The organism is Xanthomonas sp. 3498, from assembly GCF_014199795.1.
GTDB classification, from domain to species: domain Bacteria; phylum Pseudomonadota; class Gammaproteobacteria; order Xanthomonadales; family Xanthomonadaceae; genus Xanthomonas_A; species Xanthomonas_A rydalmerensis.
The window spans coordinates 36,577-59,320 of the sequence record NZ_JACHOH010000008.1 but is presented as its reverse complement, the minus strand read 5'-3'; the positions used below and the strand labels follow the sequence as shown (position 1 = coordinate 59,320).

Sequence of the window (22,744 nt, the reverse complement as noted above, 5' to 3'; positions counted from 1 at the left end):
CCGCCCATCGCTGGTCGACGCGGATTCATGGTTCTGCGGCAAGATCGGCCGACCTCCCGTTACACTAGTTTTGTTCGTCCCCCGACAAGGAGTACCTCTGTGAAAAGAGCAGTAGCGGCGACGTTGGTCCTGGCCGTCATCGCAAGTCTGAGTGCCTGCAAGAAGCATGAGCAGCCCGCGCATTCCGACGATCAGGCAACGCCCCCCGCGGCGACCGCCGGCAGCACGCAGGAAGCTTCCGCACAGCAACCTGCCACCAGTGCCACATTCGACCCGGCCAGCTTGCCGGTGTCCGGCGTCCCGTTGGGAGACTTCCCCTACATCGCCCTGCCCAGCGGATATGTCACCGGTAACAAACCGGATGGCACCGACTTCGATCAAGTTCCGTTCTGGACCGGTGATCGCCTGCAACCGGTCGAGGGCAAGGTCTGGTCGGCGCAGATCAATGCGGCGGACGGTAAAACGTTCTCGGACATCGAACTGGAACGTAACATCGAGGCCATGGTCACTGCGCTCGGTGGCAAAAAGATTTTCGACGGCCGGATTCCCGAAGCGGCCACGCAGAAGATCAAGGAATGGCCGCGGGATTTCGCCACCAAGTACAACAGCGGCCTGGGCGATGTCTGGAACAACCCGGTGCAGGTGTTCGTGGTGCATCGCGCCGACCGCGACATCTGGATCCACCTGTGCAGCTACCAGTTCGGCGGCGGCCTAATGATCGCCGAGACCAAGCCGCTGCAGGTCACCGCCAGCCTGCTGCCGGCCAGCGAACTGAAGACGCAGATCGACAAGACCGGCAAGGTGGCGCTGCACGTCAACTTCGCCACCGACAAGACCGATATCCTGCCCGATTCGCAACCGCAGATCGCGCAGGTCGTGCAATTGCTCAAGCAGGACGCGGCGTTGAAGCTGGCCGTCAATGGCTACACCGACGGCACCGGCGATGCCGCGCACAACAAGACGCTGTCGGAAGGGCGCGCCAAGGCGGTGGTTGCCGCGCTGGTCGCGCAGGGCATCGAGGCGTCGCGGCTGAGTGCGGCCGGCTTCGGCGACGCCGATCCGGTGGCGGACAATGCGACCGAACAAGGCAAGTCGCAGAACCGCCGCGTCGAGCTGGTAAAGAAGAACTGAGCCGCGCAGGGGCGCTGCCGCGTGCGGTCGCGCCCTTGTTGCCTGCACTGTTGCGGTGTGGCACAGCGGCACTGCCGCTCGCGTCGCACCGCCGGCAAACGCGCAGCCACGCGTTTGCCGGTACGCGTCCCGACAGCGGGTCGCATCCCCACTCTCTTGCGACCCTCGTCCCATGCGTATCCTCATTCTCGGTGCCGGTGCGACCGGCGGTTACTTTGGCGGACGCCTGGCCCAGGCCGGCGTCGATGTCAGCTTCCTGGTGCGACCAGCGCGGGCCGCGCGCCTGCAACGCGATGGTCTGCGCATCCGTAGTCCGCGCGGCGATGCGGCGATCGCGGTCAAGACACTCACGGTAGAAGCATTGCCCGGCGCGGCACAGGCACGGCCGTTCGATCTGGTATTGCTCAGCTGCAAGGCCTATGACCTGGATAGTGCGCTGGACGCGGTGGCGCCGGCGGTACTGGACGGCACCAGCGTATTGCCGATCCTCAATGGCCTGCGCCACTACCGGGCACTGGATGCGCGCTTCGGTGCGGAACGGGTGATCGGTGGGCTGTGCTTCATCAGCGCCGTGCTCGACGCCGATGGCGCGATCCAGCACCTGGCCAAGCCGGCCTCGCTGACCTTCGGCGAGCGCGACGGGCGCGGTGCCGACAGCGCACGCGTGCGTGCCCTGGCCGAGGCCTGCACGCAGGCCGAAGTGGATCATCTGGCTGCGCCGCGGATCGCGCAGGAACAATGGATCAAGTACACCTTCCTCACCGCACTGGCCTCCGCCACCTGCCTGATGCGTGCGCCGATCGGGCGCATCGTCGCCAGCGACGATGGCGTGACGCTGGTGCGTGGCCTGTATGCCGAATGCACGGCGGTGGCGGCGGCCGCCGGCGAACCGGTGCCCGAGGCGGCGCAAGCCAGCGCGCTGCAATTGCTGACCCAGCCCGGCTCGCCGATGAAGGCATCGATGCTGCGCGACCTGGAAGCCGGGCAGCAGGTGGAAGCACAGCAGATCGTCGGCGACATGCTCGCCCGCGCCCGCAGCGCCGGGCACGCCGCGCCGCTGTTGATGGCCGCGTACTGCCACCTGCAGGCATACCAGGCCGGCCTCCCCGCACGCTGACGGGCGCCGCGAGGAAGCGGCGCGGTACGCCGCCCCGTCCTTCGCGCCTGCCACGATGCGCTGCGCGCCGCAGGTCATGGGCCTCCCCTACCCCCCATAGGACATGCATCTTCGCGCGCCGCAGACGCGCCTGGCGCCTATGCTCGCCCACCACTCAGGGGCGGCAACGGGCACGCGCATGGAAAAACTGTTCCGCGGCGGGCATTTCCTCATCATCGTGCTGTTCCTGCTGTGCGCGGCCGGGCTGATCTGCATGGCCGTGCTGGAGCTGTGGCACGGCCTGACGCCGGGCGGCGAACTGGTGGTGCGCGACCGCTTCAACGTGGTGCTGGAAGCGATCGGGCTGCTCACCGTGGCGCTGGTGACCCTGGAACTGGGCCAGACCATCTACGAGGAAGAGGTGCAGCGCGACGTCAAGGTCAGTGGGCCGACCCGGGTGCGCCGCTATCTGTCGCGGTTCTTCGTGGTCATCGTCATCGCCCTGGCGATCGAGACCCTGGTGTCGATCTTCGAACTGATGCACGACGACCCGGCCAAGCTGCCCTACGCCGCCGCGGTCGGCCTGTGCGCAGCACTGCTGCTGGTCGCCTGGGGCGTGTTCGTCAAGCTCAACCGCAGCGCCGAGGAGCTGGAGCCGGAAGCGATGGCCGAAGCGAAGCGCGAGGACGCGCAGGTCGATTGAGGAGGGCGTCGCCCGGGCAGGCCGACTCACGTTACCCACGTAGGAGCGGCTTCAGCCGCGACGGATGAAGCCCAACGCCGACTGACACCGTCAGGCGTCGGGACTGAAGTCCCTCCCACAAGAAAATCCCACGCCCCTCCGTCCAGGCTCTCCCAGCGGCGCATCGGCCAGCAGGGCCGCGCAAAGTATCGGTATGGTCGCCGGGCCATCAGCCGCGACCGGTGACCGGTCGCGTCTGAAGCCGCTCCTACAAAAAACGCGTACAGCCAAGCACGCTCTTACGAATCCCCAATCCCCAATCACGAATCTCCAATCACGAAACCCGCTGCGGCGACGTACTCAGGCCGGCATCGGCAAACGGAAGAAGGTCCGCGCGGCGGCAGTGCTGGAAGCAGCGACAGTGGCTACGTCCTCGCCGCGGTCGCGCGCCAGTTCCTCGATGATGTGCGCGAGGAACGCCGGCTCGTTGCGGCGGTCCTTCGGCGTCGGCTTGAGCGTGCGCGGCAGCAGGTACGGCGCGTCGGTCTCGATCATCAGCCGCTCGGCGGGAATGTGCTTCACCAGCTCGCGCAGGTGCGCGCCGCGGCGTTCGTCGCACAGCCAACCGGTGATGCCGATGTACCAGTCGCGGTCCAGGTAGTCGAACAGTTCCTCGCGGCTGCCGGTAAAGCAATGCACCACCGCCGGGCCGAGCTTGCCGTCGAACTGGCGCATCAGTGCCATGAAGTCGGCATGGGCGTCGCGCTGGTGCAGGAACAGCGGCTTGCCGGTGTCCACCGCCAGCTGCAGTTGCCGCTCGAAAGCGCGGTGCTGCGCCGGCCGCGGCGAGAAGTCGCGGAAGTAGTCCAGGCCGCACTCGCCCACCGCCACCACCTCGGCATGCGCATGCAGCGCGCGCAGTTCGGCATCGCATTCGGCGGTGTATTCCACCGCGTGGTGCGGATGCACGCCGGCGGTGGCGTACAGCAGGCCCGGATGCTGCCGCGCCAACTGCAGCGCCAGCGGCGAGTGCTCGCGGCTGGCGCCGGTGACCACCAGTTGCGCGACGCCGGCGGCGCGGGCGCGCTCCAGCACCGCGTCGCGGTCGCGATCGAAGGACTCGTGGGTGAGGTTGGCGCCGATGTCGATCAGGGTCATGCGGTTGCGCGGGAATCAGCCGGGAAAGCGGCTGATTGTACGGGCCGTGGGCCTGCCACCGCTCTACAGCGGCGCAGCGGCCCCGTATCCTTGGCCGATGACGTCCGCCGTGTTTCCGATCGACCCGCTGCTGCCGCAGATCCGCGACAGCCTCGCCGCCCATCCGCGCCTGGTGCTGGAAGCCCCGCCCGGCGCCGGCAAGACCACCCAGGTGCCGCCGGCGCTGCTCGGCGCGCCCTGGCTGCAAGGCCGGCGCATCGTGATGCTGGAACCGCGTCGCGTCGCCGCGCGCAGCGCCGCTACCTTCATGGCCCGGCAGCGCGGCGAAGCGCCGGGCGAGACCGTGGGCTACCGCATCCGCTTCGAGAACAAGGTGTCCGCGCGTACCCGTATCGAGGTGGTCACCGAGGGCATCCTGACCCGCATGCTGCAGGACGACCCGATGCTCGACGGGGTCGGCGCGCTGCTGTTCGACGAATTCCACGAGCGCCACCTGGCCGCGGACCTGGGCCTGGCGCTGGCCCTGGACGTACAGGCGCAGGTGCGCGAGGACCTGCGCATCGTGGTGATGTCGGCGACGCTGGACGGCGAGCGTCTGGCGCAGTTCCTCGATGCTCCGCGGCTATCCAGCGCCGGGCGCAGTTTCCCGGTGGAGATCGCGCACTTCCCGGCGCGACGCGAGGAGTCGCTGGAAGCGCAGGCCCGGCGTGCGGTCGAGCATGCGCTGCAGCAGCATCCGGGCGATGTGCTGGTGTTCCTGCCCGGGCAGCGCGAGATCGGGCGGGTGCAGGCGGCGCTGGAAGCGGCGGGTGTCGGTGGTGGTGCGGTGGGTGTTGCTCCAGCGGGTGCCGCGGCTGGCTTTACCCCAGCAGATGCCGCGTCCGGCTCTACTCCAGCCGGCACCGCCTCTGGCGCACCCTCATCCGGCGCTGCGCGCCACCTTCTCCCGGAGGGAGAAGGGAGCGGGCTGGAGGTGTTGCTACTGCATGGCGAGTTGCCGGTGGAGCAACAGAGCAAGGTGCTGCAGCCCGATCCGCAGGGGCGACGACGCGTGGTGCTGGCGACCAATGTCGCCGAGTCCTCGGTGACGCTGCCCGGGGTGCGCGTGGTGATCGATGCCGGGCTGGCGCGCGAGCCGCACTATGATCCCAACAGCGGCTTCTCGCGGCTGGACGTGACCGCCATCGCCCAGTCATCGGCCGATCAGCGCGCCGGTCGCGCCGGCCGTGTCGCCAGCGGCTGGGCCTACCGGCTGTGGCCGCAGTCGCAACGCCTGGAGGCGCAACGCCGCGCGGAGATCCTGCAGGTGGAGCTGGCCGGGCTGGGGCTGGAGCTGGCGGCCTGGGGCAGCGATGGCCTGCGCTTCGTCGATCCGCCACCAGCCGGTGCGCTGGCCGCCGCCCGCGAGCTGCTGCAGCGGCTCGGCGCGCTCGGCACAAACGGCACCATCACCGCCAGCGGCCGGCGCATGCTCGCGCTGGGCACGCATCCGCGGCTGGCGGCGATGCTGCTGGCGGCCAACGATGCGCGCGCGCAGGCGCTGGCCTGCGACCTCGCCGCCCTGATCGAAGCACGCGATCCGCTGCGCCAGGGCGGCGATGCGCTGGCCGCGCGCTGGCGTGCCCTGGCCGCGTTCCGCCGCGGCCGCGTGCCGCACGACGCCAACCGCGGTGCGCTGGCGGCGATCGACGCGGCGGCCAAGCAGTGGCGGCGGCGCCTGCGCAGCGAGGCCGCCGCGCCGGACAGCGTGGAGGCGCACGAACTCGGCGATCTGCTGGCGCATGCCTTCCCCGACCGCATCGGTACACGTCACCCCAGCGATCCGCTGCGCTACCAGTTGGCCAACGGCCGCAGCGTGCGCCTGTTCGAGCACAGCGACCTGCGCGGCGAGCCCTGGCTGGTCGCCACCGAACTGCGCCACGAGGCCAAGGACGCACTGCTGCTGCGCGCCGCGCCCGTGGACGAGACCTATCTGCGCGCGCAGTTTCCGCAGCGCTTCGCGCAGGAAGACGTGGTGCGCTGGGATGCCGAGCGGCGCGCGCTGAGCGCGCTGCGCGAGACCCGCTTCGATCGCATCGTGCTCGACAGCCGCCCCGCTGGCCGCGTCGAGCCGGCGCAGGCGGCCGCGGCATTGACCGAGGCGGTACGCGAACTCGGACTGCAGGCGCTGCCCTGGAGCGAGGGTCTGACGCAGTGGCGCGCGCGGGTGGCGGGACTGCGCCAGTGGATGCCGGAACTGGACCTGCCGGACCTGGGCGATGCCGCGCTGCTGGACAGCCTCGACGACTGGCTGCGCCCGGCCTTCGCCGGCAAGACCCGACTCGATGCGCTGAGCGAGGACGAGCTGGGCGAGGCGCTGAAAGCGCGGCTGCCGTGGGACCGGCGCCAGGCCATCGACCGCCACGCACCGGTGCGCATCGCGGTGCCGTCGGGCATGGAACGGCGCATCGACTACAGCCTGGACCATGCCGGGCAGCCGCAGCCGCCGGTGCTGGCGGTCAAGTTGCAGGAGCTGTTCGGCCTGGCCGACACCCCGCGCATCGCCGACGGCCGTGTGCCGCTGCTGCTGCACCTGCTCTCACCCGGCGGGCGGCCGCTGCAGGTCACCCAGGACCTGCGCAATTTCTGGTCCAGCACCTACCCGGAAGTGAAGAAGGAAATGAAGGGTCGCTACCCGCGCCACCCCTGGCCGGACGACCCCTGGACCGCCACCGCCAGCCACCGCGCCAAGCCGCGCGGTACCTAACGTGTGTCATCGACCCCGCGTAAGCGCGTCATGCCATGCTTACGCGGGGTTGCGCCAGGGAAGCGGGACCACGTCCGAGCGCCGATGCGGCCACGCACGCGCGTACCTAGGCCGATGGGCCGTCATGAAAGCCGCAATCGGCTCCAAGCGGCTCGACCCGACGGCCAGCCACCGCTGCGCCACGCGGCCAACGGCAGTGCGCGTGGCAGGCCTACGCGGCGCACTCAGCCGTTGATGGCGCGACCAAATCCACGCCCCGCATTCAGCCGGCAGACGAATCCGCGGCGCTGCGCTAACGCCCCGTATACGGTAGGCGGGCGACACTGCAGCCCTTCATTCCTGCCAGTAGGGACGCCCATGAGCAAGCTGACCATCATCACCGACCGCGCCCTGGATCTCGCCAGCCACGCCGGCGACAGCCTCAAGCACTTCGGCCCGCAGGCGAACAAGTGGTTGCAGTCGGGCAAGGCGATGGGCGCGCTCAAGGCGGGCGCAGCGATGGGTGCAGTGAAGACCGGCTCCAAGGTCGCGCGCACCGCCGTGCGCCGCAACCCGGCCATCGCGATCGCCGCTGCCGCAGTGGGCGTGGGTCTGCTCGGCTACGCCATCTACCGCAAGCGCCAGCGCGACAAGGGCGCGCCGATCGAAGGCAACGCGCAGCGCATCGAAGCCGCCAACAAGCGCGGCAACGTCGGTGCGCGCCGCAGCGCCGCCAGCACCCGCGGCACGCGCCGCAATGCCGCAGCGCAGGACGCCACCGAAGAGTGAGATCCGCGTACTGCCGCTGACGGCAGCCGCAGCATCAAACGCAGCGACCGGGAGACATCCCGGTCGCTTTTTTTATGGATTCGCTGCGACCCTGCTTTTCTAACGCAGGAATGGCGTCTACCGCGACCGGAGCGTTACAGAGGTTCCCATGTTGCGGCTGAAACGCTCCTACGCGTCACTCGGCACAACACGCACTACAGCGCGCGCCAGGCCCCCGGCGCCAACCCGTCCAGCCGGTGTGCGCCCATCGCCGCACGCACCAGGCGCAGGGTCGGCAAGCCGACCGCCGCGGTCATCCGCCGCACCTGGCGGTTGCGACCTTCGCGCAACACCACCTGCAACCAGGCATCGGGCACGCTCTTGCGGAAGCGCACCGGCGGATCGCGCGGCCACAGCGATGGCGGCGCATCCAGCAACGTCACCTCGGCCCGTGCGGTCGGGCCGTCGTTCAACAGCACGCCGTCGCGCAGACGCTGCAACTGCTCCGGTTGCGGTGCACCCTCCACCATCACCCAATAGGTCTTGGGTTGCTTGTGCCGCGGATCGGTAAGACGGTGCGCCAGCGCGCCGTCGTCGGTCAGCAGCAGCAGGCCTTCGCTGTCGTAGTCCAGGCGCCCGGCCGCGTACACGTCGGCGGGCAGGCCGAACTCGGCCAGGGTCCGCCGCGGCGGCGTGCTGCGGTCGGTGAACTGGCACAGCACGTTGAAGGGCTTGTTGAAGGCGATCAGCATCGGCGGAAACGGCAGCAAACCTGCGCCGCACGGCGCGGCGCAGGCATTGTCCCATGCGCCCGCGCCTCCCCGCCCGCGCGCCGGTCAGCGCTTGACGAATTTCAGGGTCATGCGGTCGCTCTCGCCGATCGCCTGGTACTTGGCGTCGTCGGCGGCGTCGTGCTGGTTGCTCGGCGGCAGCGTCCACACGCCGCCCGGATAGTCCTTGCTGTCGCGCGGGTTGGCGTTGAGCTCGCTCTTGCCGGCCAGCTTGAAGCCGGCCGCCTCGGCCATGGCGATCACCTGCGCCTGGCCGACATAACCGCTCTTGTCGTCGGCCGGCACGTCGGCCTTGGCGCGGTGCTCGACCACGCCGAGCACGCCGCCGGGCTTGAGCACCTGGTAGAAGCCCTTGAACATGCCCTCGGCCTGGCCGGCCATGCGCCAGTTGTGCACGTTGCGGAAGGTCAGCACCAGGTCGGCCGAGCCGGGCGGGCCGAACACCGGCGCGTTCGGCGCATACGCCACGATGCGCGCGCGGTCGTACTGCGCCGGCGCCGCGGCGAACTTCTGCTCCAGGCCGCTGCGCGCCTTCTGCTGGTAGTCGCGGCCGCGCCCTTCCGGCACCGCCGCCGGATCGACCAGCGCGGCGATGTACTGGCCACGCTCGCGCAGGTACGGCGCCAGGATCTCGGAATACCAGCCGCTGCCCGGGGTGACCTCGATCACCGTCTGGGTCGGCTTGATGCCGAAGAACGCCAGGGTCTGGCCGGGATGGCGATAGGCATCGCGGGCGACGTTGGCGCGATCGCGCCAACTGCCGTTGATCGCCGTCTGCAGCGCCGCATCCGGTGCCGGCAGCGTGGCCGTGTCGGCGGGCTTGATCGCCTGCGCCGCCGGGGCGAGCAACGCGGTGGCGACGGCCAGGGTACAGGCGCAAGCGAGCGAGGTACGAAGCGTCATGGCAGGCATCCGCAAGAGAGGTGCCGCGAGCCTAGCACGCGGCCCGGTAGTGCCGAATGTTGCACTTCCGTTAGCGCCAATCACGTCTACAGAACGATGTTTTCTCGCGTATTTGACGGCCATCCAACCCCTGACGACTATCCTGTCGCCTCCCCCACAGTGGAACGTATTCCATGCTGCACACGCGCGAACTCGGCCGTTCCGGCCTGCATGCGGCACCGCTGGCGTTCGGCGGCAACGTGTTCGGCTGGAGCGCCGACGCCAAGACCTCCTTCGCCCTGCTCGATGCCTTCGTCGAGGCCGGCTGCAATCTCATCGACACCGCCGACATCTATTCGGCCTGGGTGCCCGGCAACCACGGCGGCGAATCGGAAGCACTGATCGGGCAGTGGCTCAAGCGCAGCGGCAAACGCGACAAGGTGCTGATCGCGACCAAGGTCGGCAAGTGGGCCGAACGCCCGGGCCTGTCGGCCGACAACATCGCTGCCGCCGCGGAGGACTCGCTGCAGCGCCTGCAAACCGACGTCATCGATCTGTACCAGGCGCACGAGGACGACGATTCGGTGCCGCTGGAAGCGTCGCTGGCGGCGTTCGGGCGGCTGATCGAACAGGGCAAGGTGCGCGCGATCGGCGCCTCCAACTACAGCGCCGCGCGCCTGCGCGAGGCGCTGAACGTCTCCGCGCAGTACGGCCTGCCCCGCTACGAGACGCTGCAGCCGGAGTACAACCTGTACGACCGCGCCGGCTACGAGGCCGAACTGGAACCGCTGGTGCGCGAACAGGGCCTGGGCGTGCTGTGCTACTACGCGCTCGCCAGCGGCTTCCTCAGCGGCAAGTACCGCCGTGCCGAAGACGCCGGCAAGAGCCAGGCGCGCGGCGCAAGCGTGGTCGCACGCTATCTCAACGCGCGCGGCCTGCGCATCCTCGCCGCATTGGACGACATCGCCGGCAAGCATGCGGCCACGCCCACGCAGGTGGCGCTGGCCTGGTTGATGGCGCGGCCCGGCATCGTCGCGCCGATCGCCAGCGCGACCAGCCTGGAACAACTGCAGGACCTGCTCGCCGCCGCGCGCCTGCAGCTGTCCGCCGAGGACATCACGCAATTGAATACCGCAAGTGAGGAAACCGCATGACCGCCCCCACCCACACCACCCGCATCGTGCTCGCCTCGCGCCCGCAGGGCGCACCGGGCACCGACAACTTCCGTACCGAACAAGCGCCGCTGGCGCCGCCCGGGCCGGGGCAGGTGCTGCTGCGCAACCGCTGGCTGTCGCTGGACCCGTACATGCGCGGGCGCATGAGCGATGCACCGTCCTACGCGCCGCCGGTGCAACTGGGCGAGACCATGGTCGGCAGCACCGTGGCCGAGGTGCTGCAATCCAACTCCCCCGACCATGCGCCTGGCGATCTGGTGCTGGTGCAGAACGGCGGCTGGCAGACCCATCTGGTCGTCGACGGCGCCAGCCTGCGGCGCAAGCTCGATCCGAACTCGCCGTTGCCGCCGAGCACTGCGCTGGGCGTGTACGGCATGCCTGGCTTCACCGCCTACGCCGGCCTGCACGAGATCGGCAAGCCGCAGCCGGGCGAGACCGTCGCGGTGGCCGCGGCGACCGGCCCGGTCGGCGCCACCGTGGCGCAGATCGCGAAGCTGCGCGGGGCGAAGGTGATCGCCATCGCCGGCGGCGCGGAGAAATGCCGCTACCTGCGCGAGGAACTGGGCGTGGACGTGGCCCTGGATCACCGCGCCAAGGACTTCGCCGAGCAGTTGCGCGCCGCCGCGACCGACGGCATCGACGTGTATTTCGAGAACGTCGGCGGCCACGTGTTCGATGCGGTGCTGCCGCTGCTCAACGATTTCGCGCGGGTGCCGGTGTGCGGCACCATCGCCACCTACAACGCCAACGGCGCATTGCCGCCGGGCCCGGACAGACTACCGGCGCTGATGAGCCAGGTGCTGCGCCAGCGCCTGACCTTGCGGGGCTTCATCGTCGGCGACTTCGTCAAGCTGTACCCGGAGTTCCTGCGCGAGATGGGCGCCTGGCTGGCCGACGGCCGCGTGCGCTATCGCGAACACGTGGTGGACGGGCTGGAGAACGCACCGCAGGCCTTCATCGACATGCTGAGCGGCGGCAACTTCGGCAAGCTGGTGGTGCGGCTGGGCGACTGAGGCGAGAAGGTCCGAGGCTGTCGGGACTAATCCCACAAAAAGGGACGAGAGTCCCTCCCACATCACGCCCGGACACCGATCACCGCGAGTCGCTGTAGGAGTCGCGATCGCTTAGCTTTGGCTTTGGCTGTTGCTTTTGCCTTTGGTTTTTGACTTACCGGGTTCCCTTCCGAAGCGGCGGCCATCGCGGGGAAAAACCCGAAGGGCGGCGCACATGGATGTGCGCCGTCCGCGGCAGGGGCAGGATGCCCCTTCCGCGGATCCCCGGGATGGACGCGGACCCGGAGCGCGCAGCGCGGAGGGCGCGAGGCAGGGCGCGCTTTCTTTTGGTTACCTTTTCTTTGCGCGAGCAAAGAAGTGCTTCTCAGCAGCCGAAGGCTGATCAAAGTAACTCGCCCGTAAGGGCGAAAGCCTTTGCTTTCGCTTGAGATTTGCGTGTCGGACGAAAAAGAACCGTAGGAGCGGCTGCCGCAGTGCCCATCTGCTTCATGACGGGGGACGATCGCCTTGCGCCTGGCGCCCTCGACCACACCCCAGCATCGACGCCCGCGAATACAGCCACTACCATCGGACGCATCGCCGCCGCCGCCGCTTCCATGTCCGAGTCCCCGCGTCCCCCTCGCGCACGCCGCACCGCGCGCGCCGCCACCGCTCCCACCCCACCCGAGCGCGGCCTGGCCGCGGAACTGATGCGGCGCATCGGCGAATGCGAAGGCGACCCGAACTTCATGACCTCGCTGGCGCGCGGTCTGGCCGTGCTCAGCGCCTTCGGCCAGCACAGCCGCGATGTCAGCATGGCCCAGCTCAGCGCCGACACCGGCATCCCGCGCGCGGCGGTGCGGCGCGTGCTGTACACGCTGGAGAAGCTCGGTTACGCCGGCACCCATGGCCGCGGCTACGTGCTGTTGCCGCGCGCGCTGGGCATCGGCAGCGGCTACCTGTCCACCGCCGCCCTGTCGGTGGCGGCGCAGCCGGTGCTGGACGCGCTGCGCGACACCCTGCACGAGTCCTGTTCGCTGGGCGTGCTCGACGGCGACGACCTGCTGTACGTGGCGCGGGCGGAGACGGTGCGGATCATGTCGATCGGCCTGCGCGCCGGCAGCCGCCTGCCGGCGTACTGCACCTCGATGGGCCGGGTGCTGCTGGCGGCGCAGCCGGGCGACACCTTGAACAGCTACCTGGAGCGCAACCCGCTGCGTCCGCGCACCGAACGCACCGTCACCGACCGCGCGCAGTTCCAGGCCCTGCTCGAGCGCGTACAGCGCGACGGCCATGCGGTGGTGGACCAGGAACTGGAGATCGGCCTGCGCTCGGTGGCGGTGCCGGTACGCAACCGCCAGGATCGCGTGGTCGCCGCGCTCAACGTCGGCAGCTCGGTGGCGCGGATGACCCTGGGTAGCCTGCAGAGCACGGTGCTGCCGGCGCTGCGGCATGCGGCGCAGCAGTTGAGCCGGGTGCTGGACTGAGCGCCACCGAGGCCGCGCCGACCCGCCGCGTCACCCACCAGAACAGCAACGCCAGCAGGCTGACCGCCGCCCCCAGGCCACACACGCCCGCCCAGCCGGCCTGCGCGTAGGTCGCGGTCGTCGCGATCGCGCCCAGTCCGCTGCCCACCGCGTAGAACAGCATGTACAGGCCGATCAACCGGCCGTGCGCCTGCGGCCGGCGACGCAGAATCATGCTCTGGCTGGTGACGTGCAGCGCCTGCCCGGCCAGGTCGAGCAGGACGATTCCCAGCACCAGCGCGGCGAGCGACTGCGGCAACTGCGACAACGGCCACCAGGCCAGCACCAACACCACCAGCGCCGCGGCGCTGGTGCGCTGGGCGTGGCCGCGGTCGGCCCAGTGCCCGGCGCGCGCGGCCGCCAGCGCCCCGACCACGCCGACCAGGCCAAAGGCGCCGATGGCAAGGTGCGAAAACGCATAGGGCGGCGCGCGCAGCGGCAGCACCAGCGCGCTCCAGAAGATGTTGAACGCCGCGAACATCAGCAGCGCCAGCACGCCGCGCACCTGCAGCACGCGCTCCTGCCGCAGCAGCGTCAGCATGGACATGATCAGGCGCGGATACGGCAGTGGTTGCGGCGGCACCGGCAGCACCGGCAGCCAGCGCCACAGCGGCCACGCGAGCGCCAGCATCAGCACCGCGGCGCCGGCATAGACCGCGCGCCAGCCGGCCAGTTCGCTGACCCCGCCGGCAAACACCCGCGCCAGCAACAGGCCGATGAACACACCGCCCTGCGCCGCACCGACCACCCGCCCTTGCTCCTGCGGCGCCGCGGCGCTGGCGGCGTAGGCGATCAAGCCCTGGGTCATCGCCGTGCCCAGCAGGCCGACGGCGAGCATGCCGGCCAGCAACGCCGGCGCCGACCGCGCCACGCTCACCACCACCAGCGCCGCGACCAGCCCCAGCGCCTGCACCGCCATCAGGCGGCGGCGCTCCACCAGGTCGCCCAGCGGCACCAGCAACAGCAGGGCCAGCGCGCAGCCGATCTGGGCCGCGCTGACCACGCCGCCCACCGCCGCCGGGCGGATGCCGAAGTCCGCCGCCAGCACGTCCAGCAGCGGCTGCGCGTAGTAGACGTTGGCCACGCTCAGGCCGCTGGCGATGGCGAACAGCCAGACCAGGCGCCGCGGCATGGCGGGCGCAGCGGTGACGGATTGCATGATCGATGGCTTGCCTGTTCCGGTTTCAAAACGAAACTTGTTCCAGGCTAGGCCGATAGGTTTTAAAATGCAACCACTACTGCCGAGCGCCTGCCAGGAACGCCGATGCCGCCCCGCCCTGCACTGCCCGATTCGCCCTGCCCGGTGGCGCGCAGCGCCGACCTGATCGGCGACCGCTGGTCACTGCTGATCGTGCGCGATGCCTTCGATGGCGTGCGTCGCTTCGGCGACTTCCAGCGCAGCCTGGGCATGGCGCGCAACATCCTGGCCGACCGGCTGCGCAAGCTGGTCGAAGCCGGCATTCTGGAGACGCGCGAAGCGTCCGACGGCAGCGCCTACCGCGAGTACGCGCTGAGCGCCAAGGGCGAGGACCTGTTCGCGGTGGTGCTGGCGCTGCGGCAGTGGGGCGAACGGCATCTGTTCGGCCACGGCGAGCGCCATTCGGCGTTGATCGACACGCGCAGCGGCAAGCCGGTCGCGCGCATGCAGCCGCGCGCCGCCGACGGCACGCGGCTGCGCCCGGCCGACACCGAAGTGCGTAAGGTGCGCTGAGCGGAGCGCTGCGCGCTCTAGGCGCCGCCCTCGGCGGCCTGCTCGGCCAGGATCGGTGCGGCCAGGGCGAAGGCATGGTTGGCCGCCGGCACACCGCAATAGATCGCCGCCTGCAGCAGCACTTCCTTGATCTCGTCGGCACTGACGCCGTTGTTGCGCGCCGCGCGCACGTGCAACTTGAACTCCTCGTCGTGGCCGCGCGCCACCATCATCGCCAGGGTCAGCAGCGAACGCGTGTGCCGCGGCAGGCCCTCCCGGGTCCACACCGTGCCCCAGGCGGTGCGGGTGATGAACTCCTGAAACTCCTCGGTGAACGGCGTGCGCGCGGCCAGCGAGCGGTCGACGTGGGCATCGCCGAGCACGGCGCGGCGTACCTGCAGGCCGGCGGCGTAGCGTTCGTTCTCGTCCATCGGGTCGACTCCTGAAACGTGGGGAAAGGCAGGCGCGCGCTACTGCAGCAGGAAGCGCAGCAGCGCGTCGTTGAAGGCGTGCGGCGACTCCACGTTGCACAGGTGGCGGCCATGCACTTCGGCGTACTCGCCCTGCGCCACCTGTGCGGCGATGGCCTGCAACTCGGCAGGCGGACACACCGGATCGTCATGCCCGGCCACGGCCAGCACCGGCACGCGGATCTCGCCCAGGCGCTCGCGGAAGTCGGCCTCGGCCAGCGCCTGGCAGCAGCCGATGTAGGCCTGCGCGTCGGTGGCGCGGAAGCTGTCCAGGATCGCCTCGACGGTGGCCGGCTGCGCCTCGGCGAAGGCCGGGGTGAACCAGCGCGTGCGCGTGCCCTCGCACAGCGGCGCCAGTCCCTCGGCGCGGACCTGGTCGATGCGCGCCTGCCAGCTCTCGGCGCTGCCGATCCTGGCCGCGGTGGCGCACAGGGTCAGGCTGAGCAGGCGCTCGCCGGCGTGCAGGCCCAGCCACTGCCCGGTCAGCCCGCCGATCGACAGGCCGCAGAAATGGCTGCGTTCGATCGACAGCGCATCCCAGAGCGCCAGCACGTCGCCGCCGAGATCGGCCATGGCGTACGGCGCCGGCGCGGCGGTGGAGGCGCCGTGGCCGCGACGGTCGTAGCGCAGCACGCGGAAATGCTGGGCCAGCGCCGCGATCTGCGCGTCCCACATGTGCAGGTCGGTGCCGAGCGAATTGCACAGGGTCAGCCACGGACGGCCTTCGCTGCCGTCGATGCGGTAATGCAGACGATGCGTGGGCAGGTCGAGGATCGGCATGGTCGGCGCTCGCTTGGAAGATGGATTGGGCCGCCACGGCATGGAACCGCGCGGCACCGGCAAGTCTAGAACGTGTCGCCGACGCTGCGGCAGACAGGCACGGCGCGGCGGCTCACGCGCGCGCCTGCGCGGCGAGCACGCGCTCGATCCACACCGTGGCCATGCCGCGCCAGCTGTCGCTGGCGAACAGCGCATCCAGATCCGCCGGTGTCAGCACCGCACTCACCTGCGGCTCCTCGGCCAGCATCGCGCGCAGGTGCTGCTGCGTGGCCAGCGCGCGGCGCACCGCGGATTCCACCAGCGCGTGCGCGGCGGCCTTGCCCAGGTGCGCGGCCAGGGTCACCGCTACCGCCTCTGCGTAGAGCAGGCCACCGTGGCTGTCCAGATGTGCGGCCATGCGCGCCCGGTCCAGTTCCAGGCCCTCGACCAGCACCCGCACTTGGGCCAGGCTGCCGGCGCTCAGCCGCACCAGTTCCGGCAGGGTTTCCCATTCGGCGTGCCAGCCGCCGACCGCGCGCTCGTGTTCCTGCGGCAGCGCCGCGAACAAGGTCGCCAGCAGGCCGGGCGCCCGCGTGGCCGCGGCGATCGCGACCACGCAGCCGACCGGATTGCGCTTGTGCGGCATCGCCGAGGAGCCGCCCTTGCCGGCCGCGGCGGGTTCGAACGCCTCGGCCACTTCCGACTGCATCAGCAGGGCGACGTCGCGGCCGATCTTGCCCAGGCTGCCGGCCAGCAACGCGAACGCCGCGCCGATCTCGCCGATGCGGTCGCGCGCCGCGTGCCAGGGCAGCGCCGGCAACGGCAGGCGCAATTCCGCGGCCAGCGCCTCGGCCACGGCCAGGCCCTGCGATTGCAGCGCGGCCAGGGTGCCGGCGGCGCCGCCGAACTGCAGCACCAGCGCATCCTCGCGCAACGCCTGCAGGCGCCGACGGCTGCGCTGCAGCGCGTCCAGCCAACCCGCCGCCTTCAGCCCGAAGGTCACCGGCACCGCCTGCTGCAACAGGGTGCGCCCGGGCAGGCCGGTGTCGCGCTCGCGCTGCGCCAGTGCCGCCAGCGCCGCGCACAGCGCGTCCAGTTGCGCCTCCACGCGGTCGAGCGCGGTGCGCAGCTGCAGCACCGCGCCGCTGTCGATGATGTCCTGGCTGGTCGCGCCCCAGTGCACCCAGCGCGCGGCGTCTTCGTCGGCGGCGGCGACCTGCGCGGTCAACGCCTTGACCAGCGGGATCGCCGGATTGCCGGCCAGCGCGGTGGCGGCGGCGAGCGCGGGCAGGTCGTAGCGTGCGGCATCGCAGGCCGCGGCGATCGGCGCCACCGCGCTGGCCGGGATCACCCCGCAGCGCGCCTGCGCGCGTGCCAGTGCCGCTTCCATGTCGAGCATGGCCTGCAGGCGGGCGCGATCGTCGAACGCCGCATCGACGATCGGATCGCCGAACAACGGGCGCAACAGGGACTCGGACACGCTCATCGGTTCGTACGCGGTGGAGAGGTCAAGCAGGGTAACCGCTGCGGCCTGTGCAGCATGTCTGCCGTGCTCAATAGCGGAAGAACACGGTCTCGTGCTCGCCCTGCATGCGCACGTCCCACTGGTAGCGGTGCGCCGCCAGCGGTTGCGCGACCAGGGTGGCGCGGCGCTCGGCCGGCACCTGCGCCAGGATCGCATCGCCGTCCAGGTCGTCGTCGCCGAAGTACAGCCGCGTCGGCGCTGCGCGCAGCAGGCCGCGCATGAACACCAGCACCACCAGGTGCGGCGCCTGCAGGCCCTTGGGCCCGGCGACACGGCCGGGCTTGACCGTGCGGAAGGCGAAACGGCCCTGCGCGTCGGTCGGCACCCGGCCCCAGCCGTGGAAGGCCGGATCGTGCTCGCCGCGGCGCGGATCGGCGGCATGGTCGTAGATGCCGGCGGCATCGGCCTGCCAGATCTCCAGCAGCGCATCGCCGACCGGCGCACCGTTGCCGTCGAACACGCTGCCGGCGATTTCCACGTGGGTGCCCTGCGCCTGCGCCGGCGCGATCTCGGTGCGGTACAGCGGCTCCAGCCCGATACGGTAGTAGGGGCCGACCGTCTGCGAAGGGGTTGCCTGGAAACTCATCGCCTCACTCCCAAGGGGTCTGCTTGCGTCCGCGCAGGACGATGTCGAACCGGTAGCCCAGCGCGAACTCGTTGGCGGTGTTCTCCCAGTCGAACGCGGAGACCATGCGCTCGCGTGCCTTGGGATCCTCCACGCAGTTGAAGATCGGGTCGAACGCCAGCAACGGATCGCCGGGGAAATACATCTGCGTGACCAGGCGCTGGCCGATGCCGTCGCCGTGCAGCGAGAAGTGGATGTGCGCCGGGCGCCAGGCGTTGTAGTGGTTGCGCCACGGATACGCGCCCGGCTTGATGGTGGTGAAGCGGTAGCGGCCGTGGTCGTCGGTCAGCACCTGGCCGGTGCCGGTGAAGTTGGGATCCAGCGGCGCGTCGTGCTGGTCGCCGGCATGCAGGTAGCGGCCGGCGGCGTTGCACTGCCACACCTCGACCACGCTGTTGCGCACCGGCTTGCCGTTCTCGTCGAGCAGGCGCCCGCTGACGATGATGCGCTCGCCCAACGGCGCGCCGGGGAAGCCGGCGGTGAGATCGGCCGCATGGTCGCCCAGGGTGGTGCGGTCCAGGGTCGGGCCGGTGGCCTCGGACAGGGTCAGCGGAATCGCGATCGGATCGCGGATCGGGCCGCGCGCGCCGGTGGAGGCGTAGGGCGGATGCAGATAGGCCGGTTGCGTGCCCGGGTACGGGCGGCGATAGCCGAGCAGGGGGTCGATGGGGGTGTCGTCGTGCATCGTGCGGTCTCGCTGGCTCCGTGCGGAGCCGGTTGGCTGGAAGAATGATGCCGGCGTGCGGGGCGCAGCGTCGATGGGCGAGCGGCTACAGCCGCTCGATCGCCAGCGCCACGCCCTGGCCGACGCCCACGCACATGGTCGCAAGCCCGCGGCGGCCGCCGCTGGCCTCGAGCTGGCGCAGCAGGGTCAGGGTGAGGCGCGCGCCGCTCATGCCCAGCGGATGGCCGAGCGCGATCGCGCCGCCGTTGGCGTTGACATGGGCGGCATCGTCGGCGACGCCGAGTTCGCGCAGGCACGCCAGGCCCTGCGCGGCGAAGGCTTCGTTGAGTTCGATCGCGTCGAAGTCGCCAATGGACAACCCCAGCCGCGCCAGCAGCTTGCGCGTGGCCGGCACCGGGCCGATGCCCATGTACGCTGGCTCCACGCCGGCACTGGCGAAGCCCAGCACGCGTGCGCGCGGGGTCAGGCCCAGCGCCTGCACCTGTGCGGCGCTGGCCAGCAGCAGCGCGGCCGCGCCGTCGTTGATGCCCGAGGCGTTGCCGGCGGTGACCGTGCCAGGCTGGCGGAAGATCGGCTTGAGCCTGGCCAGCGCCTCGGGCGTGGTATCGGCGCGCGGATGCTCGTCGACGCTGACCGCGATGGTCTCGCCGCGCTTCCTGCCCGGCGCGGTCACCGGCGTGATCTCGCCGTCGAAGAAACCGGCCGCCTGCGCGGCGGCGGTGCGCTGCTGGCTGCGCAGCGCGAAGGCGTCCTGGTCCTCGCGCGAGATGCCGTGGCGCGCGGCCACGTTCTCGGCGGTCTCGCCCATCAGGTCCACGCCATAGAGCTGCTGCATCTTCGGATTGACGAAGCGCCAGCCCATGGTGGTGTCCTCGAGCTGCTGGTTGCGGGCGAAGGCGCTCTCCGCCTTGCCCATCACCCACGGCGCGCGCGACATCGACTCCACGCCGCCGGCGATGGCCAGGCCGAGCTCGCCGGCGCGCAGCGCGCGCGCCACCGTGCCGACCGCATCCAGGCCCGACCCGCACAGGCGATTGAGCGTGCTGCCCGGCACGCTGCTCGGCAGGCCGGCCAGCAACAGGCTCATGCGCGCGACGTTGCGGTTGTCCTCGCCGGCCTGGTTGGCGCAACCCAGGTAGACGTCGTCGATCTGCGCCGGATCCAGCTGCGGATGCCGCGCCAGCAGCGCTTGCAGCGGCACCGCACCGAGATCGTCCGCACGCACCCCGGCGAGGGCGCCGCCGTAGCGGCCGATCGGCGTGCGGATGCCGTCGATGATGTAGGCCTCGTTCATGCCGCCTCCGTGGAATCGGCCAGGGTCAGCGCCAGCCCGGTGGCCTGGCGCAGGTCGTCCAGGCTCACGCCCTCGACCAGTTCGAGCACGCGCGCGCCGTCCGGCCCGAGCGCGAACACGCCCAGGTCGGTATACACCCGCGACACGCAGCGCAGCCCGGTCAGCGGATAGCTGCACGCGCTCACCAGCTTGGGCTCGCCGCGCTTGGTCAGCAGTTCCATCATCACGTAGACCTGCTTGGCGCCGATCGCCAGATCCATCGCGCCGCCGACCGCGGGGATGGCATCGGCCGCACCGGTGCTCCAGTTGGCCAGGTCGCCATGCACCGACACCTGGAACGCGCCGAGCACGCACACGTCCAGGCGCCCGCTGCGCATCATCGCGAACGAGTCGGCGTGGTGGAAATAGCAACCGCCGGTCAGCAGCGTCACCGGCTGCTTGCCGGCGTTGATCAGGTCCAGGTCCTCCTGCCCCGGCGGCGGCGCCGGGCCCATGCCGAGCAGGCCGTTCTCGCTGTGCAGGAAGATCTCCTTGTCCGCCGGCAGGAAATTGGCCACCGCGGTCGGCAGGCCGATGCCCAGGTTGACGTAGGCGCCCTCGGGGATGTCGCGCGCCACGCGCGCCGCCAGGGCGTTGCGGTCGATACCGCGGCTGGTCAATGCGTGCATGCGTCCTCCTGTGCGGTGGCCACCGCCACCACGCGTTGCACGAAGATACCCGGGGTCACCACCGCTTCCGGGTCCAGCGCGCCGAGTTCCACCACCTGTTCCACCTGCACGATCGCGCAGGTCGCGGCCATCGCCATCAGCGGGCCGAAGTTGCGCGCGGTCTTGCGGTACACCAGGTTGCCCCAGCGGTCGCCGTGGTGCGCCTTGATCAGCGCGAAATCGGCGCGGATCGGATACTCCAGCACGTAGTGGCGGCCGTCGATCTCGCGGGTCTCCTTGCCGGCGGCCAGCTCGGTGCCGTAGCCGGTGGGGGTGAAGATCGCGCCCAGGCCGTTGCCGGCGGCGTGGATGCGCGCGGCCAGGTTGCCCTGCGGCACCAGTTCCAGTTCCAGCTCGCCGGCGCGGTAGGCCGCGTCGAAGTGCTGCGAGTCGCTCTGTCGCGGGAACGAGCACACGATCTTGCGCACGCGCTTGTGCTTGATCAGCGCGGCCAACCCGGTCTCGCCGTTGCCGGCGTTGTTGTTGACGATGGTCAGCTCGCGTGCGCCCTGCGCGATCAGCGCATCGATCAGTGCATCGGGCATGCCCGCGGTGCCGAAGCCGCCGATCATCACCGTGGCGCCATCGTGGATGTCGGCCACCGCGTCGGCGCACGAAGCCAGGGTCTTGTCGATCATCGGCGCCGCTCCGCCGTCGCCGGCCGGGGGCGCAGCGCACGGCGGCGCAGGCGCATTACGGGGTCTGCCACGACATCCTCCTCCAGGTCGCTCCGGGACGCCACGTTAGGCCGGCACTGACGGGCGGTCAATCCGATTATCGGATGCATAGTTCGATAAACGAACAATTTAACGACGTGGCAACGGCGCGCCTGCCCCGCCCTGTTGTATACATTCTTCCATCGCCGAGCATCGGCGATGGCGCGATGGCCCCAGTACGCGGTTGTGCGCCGCAACACGCAAGGATCATCCCCCAGCCTGTTGTATACACAATCGAGGTCGCCGCCATGCAGTCGTCCGCTCCGGCATTTCCGCTCAATGCCTGGTATGCCATCGCCTGGGATCACGAGGTCAAGCACGCGCTGCTGCCGCGCAAGGTGTGCAATCTGGACATCGTGCTGTACCGCACCAGCAACGGCCGCGTGGCCGCGCTTGAGGACGCCTGCTGGCACCGCCTGGTGCCGCTGTCGATGGGCCGGCTGCGCGGCGACGATGTGGTCTGCGGCTACCACGGCCTGGTCTACGACGCGAACGGGCGCTGCGTGCACATGCCCTCGCAGGACACGATCAATCCTTCCGCCTGCGTGCGCCGCTTCCCTACCGTGGAGCGGCACCGCTACGTCTGGGTGTGGCCCGGCGACGCGGCGTTGGCCGATCCGGCGCTGGTGCCGGACCTGCACTGGAACGACGACCCGGCCTGGGCCGGCGACGGCCGCACCATCCACGTCAAGTGCGACTACCGGCTGGTGCTGGACAACCTGATGGACCTGACCCACGAGACCTTCGTGCACGGCTCCAGCATCGGCCAGGACGAGGTCGCCGAGGCGCCGTTCGACGTGGTCCACGGCGAACGCAGCACGGTGGTCTCGCGCTGGATGCTGGACATCGACCCGCCGCCGTTCTGGGCCTGGCAGATCGAACACGCGCACGGCTACCGCGGCAAGGTCGACCGCTGGCAGATCATCCGCTTCGAAGCGCCCTGCACCATCGCCATCGACGTCGGCGTGGCGGTGGCCGGCAGCGGCGCGCCGCAGGGCGACCGCTCGCGCGGGGTCAACGGCTACGTGCTCAACACCATCACCCCGGAAACCGATCGCACCTGCCACTACTTCTGGGCGTTCGCGCGCAATCACTCGCTGCACGAGCAGTCGATCACCACGCGCCTGCGCGATGGCGTCAGCGGCGTGTTCGGCGAGGACGAACTGATCCTGGAAGCGCAGCAGCGCGCCATCGATGCGCATCCGGACCACGTGTTCTACAACCTCAACGTCGATGCCGGCGGCATGTGGGCGCGGCGCCTGATCGAGCGCATGATCGCCGCCGAGCAGCGTAGCCAGGACCTGCAGCTGCGCATGGTCGGCTGAGCCCGCCGCACACACAGGAGCC

22 protein-coding genes are annotated in these 22,744 nt (G+C 70.4%); 10 read left to right on the top strand and 12 right to left on the bottom strand.

The window, feature by feature from the left end; translation table 11 throughout:
* Nucleotides 1-27 precede the first annotated feature (27 nt).
* The 3 genes from GGR66_RS19070 (at nt 28) to GGR66_RS19060 (ending at nt 2,930) form a co-directional block, all read left to right on the top strand.
* Nucleotides 28-1,131 carry an OmpA family protein gene (locus GGR66_RS19070; protein WP_326521085.1) on the top strand — a complete coding sequence of 368 codons (1,104 nt, stop codon included), beginning with the start codon at nt 28-30 and terminating at the stop codon, nt 1,129-1,131.
* 172 nt (nt 1,132-1,303) lie between these two features.
* Nucleotides 1,304-2,248 (top strand): 2-dehydropantoate 2-reductase, encoded by a 945-nt coding sequence (gene panE / locus GGR66_RS19065; RefSeq protein ID WP_184449913.1) that lies wholly within the window; start codon nt 1,304-1,306, stop codon nt 2,246-2,248.
* A gap of 178 nt (nt 2,249-2,426) precedes the next feature.
* Nucleotides 2,427-2,930: a hypothetical protein gene (locus tag GGR66_RS19060; RefSeq protein WP_160964518.1), complete on the top strand. Its 504-nt coding sequence runs from the start codon at nt 2,427-2,429 to the stop codon at nt 2,928-2,930.
* Nucleotides 2,931-3,269: 339 nt separating this feature from the next.
* On the opposite strand, the gene GGR66_RS19055 is transcribed toward GGR66_RS19060, so the two are convergent.
* Nucleotides 3,270-4,067 (bottom strand): TatD family hydrolase, encoded by a 798-nt coding sequence (locus GGR66_RS19055; RefSeq protein ID WP_184449911.1) that lies wholly within the window; start codon nt 4,065-4,067, stop codon nt 3,270-3,272.
* A 97-nt stretch (nt 4,068-4,164) separates the two neighbouring features.
* On the opposite strand from GGR66_RS19055, the gene hrpB reads away from it, so the two are divergent.
* Entirely contained in the window at nt 4,165-6,813 is a 2,649-nt protein-coding gene (gene hrpB / locus GGR66_RS19045; protein ID WP_255421795.1) for an ATP-dependent helicase HrpB, read from the top strand.
* Between the two features lie 357 nt (nt 6,814-7,170).
* Nucleotides 7,171-7,581 (top strand): hypothetical protein, encoded by a 411-nt coding sequence (locus GGR66_RS19040; protein ID WP_017908157.1) that lies wholly within the window; start codon nt 7,171-7,173, stop codon nt 7,579-7,581.
* 194 nt (nt 7,582-7,775) lie between these two features.
* On the opposite strand, the gene GGR66_RS19035 is transcribed toward GGR66_RS19040, so the two are convergent.
* Together GGR66_RS19035 and GGR66_RS19030 are read right to left on the bottom strand one after the other, a co-directional pair.
* Nucleotides 7,776-8,312, bottom strand: coding sequence for a pseudouridine synthase (locus GGR66_RS19035; RefSeq protein ID WP_160964797.1), 537 nt, complete (start codon nt 8,310-8,312; stop codon nt 7,776-7,778).
* Between the two features lie 84 nt (nt 8,313-8,396).
* Nucleotides 8,397-9,254 (bottom strand): class I SAM-dependent methyltransferase, encoded by an 858-nt coding sequence (locus GGR66_RS19030; protein ID WP_184449909.1) that lies wholly within the window; start codon nt 9,252-9,254, stop codon nt 8,397-8,399.
* A 173-nt stretch (nt 9,255-9,427) separates the two neighbouring features.
* Here GGR66_RS19030 and GGR66_RS19025 point away from each other — a divergent pair, with 173 nt between their 5' ends.
* From GGR66_RS19025 to GGR66_RS19015, 3 genes are all read left to right on the top strand, one after another.
* Nucleotides 9,428-10,387 carry an aldo/keto reductase gene (locus GGR66_RS19025; RefSeq protein ID WP_184449907.1) on the top strand — a complete coding sequence of 320 codons (960 nt, stop codon included), beginning with the start codon at nt 9,428-9,430 and terminating at the stop codon, nt 10,385-10,387.
* A complete protein-coding gene (locus GGR66_RS19020; protein WP_184449905.1) occupies nt 10,384-11,421 on the top strand; it encodes an NADP-dependent oxidoreductase in 1,038 nt (345 codons plus the stop codon). Before GGR66_RS19025 ends, GGR66_RS19020 begins: the two co-directional genes overlap by 4 nt.
* 596 nt (nt 11,422-12,017) lie before the next feature.
* On the top strand, nt 12,018-12,887 hold the full coding sequence (locus GGR66_RS19015) for an IclR family transcriptional regulator C-terminal domain-containing protein (RefSeq protein ID WP_160964532.1): 870 nt from the start codon (nt 12,018-12,020) through the stop codon (nt 12,885-12,887).
* Here GGR66_RS19015 and GGR66_RS19010 read toward each other — a convergent pair.
* A complete protein-coding gene (locus GGR66_RS19010) occupies nt 12,781-14,085 on the bottom strand; it encodes an MFS transporter (RefSeq protein ID WP_255421794.1) in 1,305 nt (434 codons plus the stop codon). The two genes, GGR66_RS19015 and GGR66_RS19010, sit on opposite strands and share 107 nt — an antisense overlap.
* A 105-nt stretch (nt 14,086-14,190) precedes the next feature.
* Here GGR66_RS19010 and GGR66_RS19005 point away from each other — a divergent pair, with 105 nt between their 5' ends.
* Complete coding sequence (locus GGR66_RS19005) at nt 14,191-14,637, top strand: helix-turn-helix domain-containing protein (RefSeq protein ID WP_184449903.1); 447 nt, start codon at nt 14,191-14,193, stop codon at nt 14,635-14,637.
* A gap of 17 nt (nt 14,638-14,654) precedes the next feature.
* Here the strand turns inward: GGR66_RS19005 and pcaC are convergent, their stop codons facing one another.
* The 8 genes from pcaC to GGR66_RS18965 form a co-directional block, all read right to left on the bottom strand.
* Nucleotides 14,655-15,047, bottom strand: a complete 393-nt coding sequence (pcaC, locus tag GGR66_RS19000; RefSeq protein WP_152235697.1) for a 4-carboxymuconolactone decarboxylase — start codon at nt 15,045-15,047, stop codon at nt 14,655-14,657.
* A gap of 39 nt (nt 15,048-15,086) precedes the next feature.
* Nucleotides 15,087-15,866, bottom strand: coding sequence for a 3-oxoadipate enol-lactonase (gene pcaD, locus GGR66_RS18995; RefSeq protein ID WP_160964536.1), 780 nt, complete (start codon nt 15,864-15,866; stop codon nt 15,087-15,089).
* A 112-nt stretch (nt 15,867-15,978) separates the two neighbouring features.
* Nucleotides 15,979-17,331, bottom strand: coding sequence for a 3-carboxy-cis,cis-muconate cycloisomerase (locus GGR66_RS18990; RefSeq protein WP_184449901.1), 1,353 nt, complete (start codon nt 17,329-17,331; stop codon nt 15,979-15,981).
* A gap of 67 nt (nt 17,332-17,398) precedes the next feature.
* Entirely contained in the window at nt 17,399-17,956 is a 558-nt protein-coding gene (pcaG, locus tag GGR66_RS18985) for a protocatechuate 3,4-dioxygenase subunit alpha (protein ID WP_184449899.1), read from the bottom strand.
* Nucleotides 17,957-17,960: 4 nt separating this feature from the next.
* Nucleotides 17,961-18,680 carry a protocatechuate 3,4-dioxygenase subunit beta gene (gene pcaH, locus GGR66_RS18980; protein ID WP_184449897.1) on the bottom strand — a complete coding sequence of 240 codons (720 nt, stop codon included), beginning with the start codon at nt 18,678-18,680 and terminating at the stop codon, nt 17,961-17,963.
* Nucleotides 18,681-18,765: 85 nt separating this feature from the next.
* Entirely contained in the window at nt 18,766-19,974 is a 1,209-nt protein-coding gene (gene pcaF / locus GGR66_RS18975) for a 3-oxoadipyl-CoA thiolase (protein ID WP_184449895.1), read from the bottom strand.
* Nucleotides 19,971-20,642: a 3-oxoacid CoA-transferase subunit B gene (locus GGR66_RS18970; RefSeq protein WP_184449893.1), complete on the bottom strand. Its 672-nt coding sequence runs from the start codon at nt 20,640-20,642 to the stop codon at nt 19,971-19,973. The genes pcaF and GGR66_RS18970 overlap by 4 nt, the downstream gene beginning before the upstream one ends.
* Nucleotides 20,630-21,319, bottom strand: a complete 690-nt coding sequence (locus GGR66_RS18965) for a 3-oxoacid CoA-transferase subunit A (protein WP_160964546.1) — start codon at nt 21,317-21,319, stop codon at nt 20,630-20,632. Before GGR66_RS18965 ends, GGR66_RS18970 begins: the two co-directional genes overlap by 13 nt.
* Before the next feature lie 326 nt (nt 21,320-21,645).
* Here GGR66_RS18965 and GGR66_RS18960 point away from each other — a divergent pair, with 326 nt between their 5' ends.
* Nucleotides 21,646-22,722: an aromatic ring-hydroxylating dioxygenase subunit alpha gene (locus tag GGR66_RS18960; protein WP_184449891.1), complete on the top strand. Its 1,077-nt coding sequence runs from the start codon at nt 21,646-21,648 to the stop codon at nt 22,720-22,722.
* Nucleotides 22,723-22,744 lie beyond the last annotated feature (22 nt).

Coding starts and splice junctions, on each gene's coding strand:
- GGR66_RS19070 (WP_326521085.1), top strand. CDS start 28: ATGGTTCTGCGGCAAGATCGGCCGACCTCCCGTTACACTAGTTTTGTT.
- panE (WP_184449913.1), top strand. CDS start 1,304: ATGCGTATCCTCATTCTCGGTGCCGGTGCGACCGGCGGTTACTTTGGC.
- GGR66_RS19060 (WP_160964518.1), top strand. CDS start 2,427: ATGGAAAAACTGTTCCGCGGCGGGCATTTCCTCATCATCGTGCTGTTC.
- GGR66_RS19055 (WP_184449911.1), bottom strand. CDS start 4,067: ATGACCCTGATCGACATCGGCGCCAACCTCACCCACGAGTCCTTCGAT.
- hrpB (WP_255421795.1), top strand. CDS start 4,165: ATGACGTCCGCCGTGTTTCCGATCGACCCGCTGCTGCCGCAGATCCGC.
- GGR66_RS19040 (WP_017908157.1), top strand. CDS start 7,171: ATGAGCAAGCTGACCATCATCACCGACCGCGCCCTGGATCTCGCCAGC.
- GGR66_RS19035 (WP_160964797.1), bottom strand. CDS start 8,312: ATGCTGATCGCCTTCAACAAGCCCTTCAACGTGCTGTGCCAGTTCACC.
- GGR66_RS19030 (WP_184449909.1), bottom strand. CDS start 9,254: ATGACGCTTCGTACCTCGCTCGCTTGCGCCTGTACCCTGGCCGTCGCC.
- GGR66_RS19025 (WP_184449907.1), top strand. CDS start 9,428: ATGCTGCACACGCGCGAACTCGGCCGTTCCGGCCTGCATGCGGCACCG.
- GGR66_RS19020 (WP_184449905.1), top strand. CDS start 10,384: ATGACCGCCCCCACCCACACCACCCGCATCGTGCTCGCCTCGCGCCCG.
- GGR66_RS19015 (WP_160964532.1), top strand. CDS start 12,018: ATGTCCGAGTCCCCGCGTCCCCCTCGCGCACGCCGCACCGCGCGCGCC.
- GGR66_RS19010 (WP_255421794.1), bottom strand. CDS start 14,085: ATGCAATCCGTCACCGCTGCGCCCGCCATGCCGCGGCGCCTGGTCTGG.
- GGR66_RS19005 (WP_184449903.1), top strand. CDS start 14,191: ATGCCGCCCCGCCCTGCACTGCCCGATTCGCCCTGCCCGGTGGCGCGC.
- pcaC (WP_152235697.1), bottom strand. CDS start 15,047: ATGGACGAGAACGAACGCTACGCCGCCGGCCTGCAGGTACGCCGCGCC.
- pcaD (WP_160964536.1), bottom strand. CDS start 15,866: ATGCCGATCCTCGACCTGCCCACGCATCGTCTGCATTACCGCATCGAC.
- GGR66_RS18990 (WP_184449901.1), bottom strand. CDS start 17,331: ATGAGCGTGTCCGAGTCCCTGTTGCGCCCGTTGTTCGGCGATCCGATC.
- pcaG (WP_184449899.1), bottom strand. CDS start 17,956: ATGAGTTTCCAGGCAACCCCTTCGCAGACGGTCGGCCCCTACTACCGT.
- pcaH (WP_184449897.1), bottom strand. CDS start 18,680: ATGCACGACGACACCCCCATCGACCCCCTGCTCGGCTATCGCCGCCCG.
- pcaF (WP_184449895.1), bottom strand. CDS start 19,974: ATGAACGAGGCCTACATCATCGACGGCATCCGCACGCCGATCGGCCGC.
- GGR66_RS18970 (WP_184449893.1), bottom strand. CDS start 20,642: ATGCACGCATTGACCAGCCGCGGTATCGACCGCAACGCCCTGGCGGCG.
- GGR66_RS18965 (WP_160964546.1), bottom strand. CDS start 21,319: ATGATCGACAAGACCCTGGCTTCGTGCGCCGACGCGGTGGCCGACATC.
- GGR66_RS18960 (WP_184449891.1), top strand. CDS start 21,646: ATGCAGTCGTCCGCTCCGGCATTTCCGCTCAATGCCTGGTATGCCATC.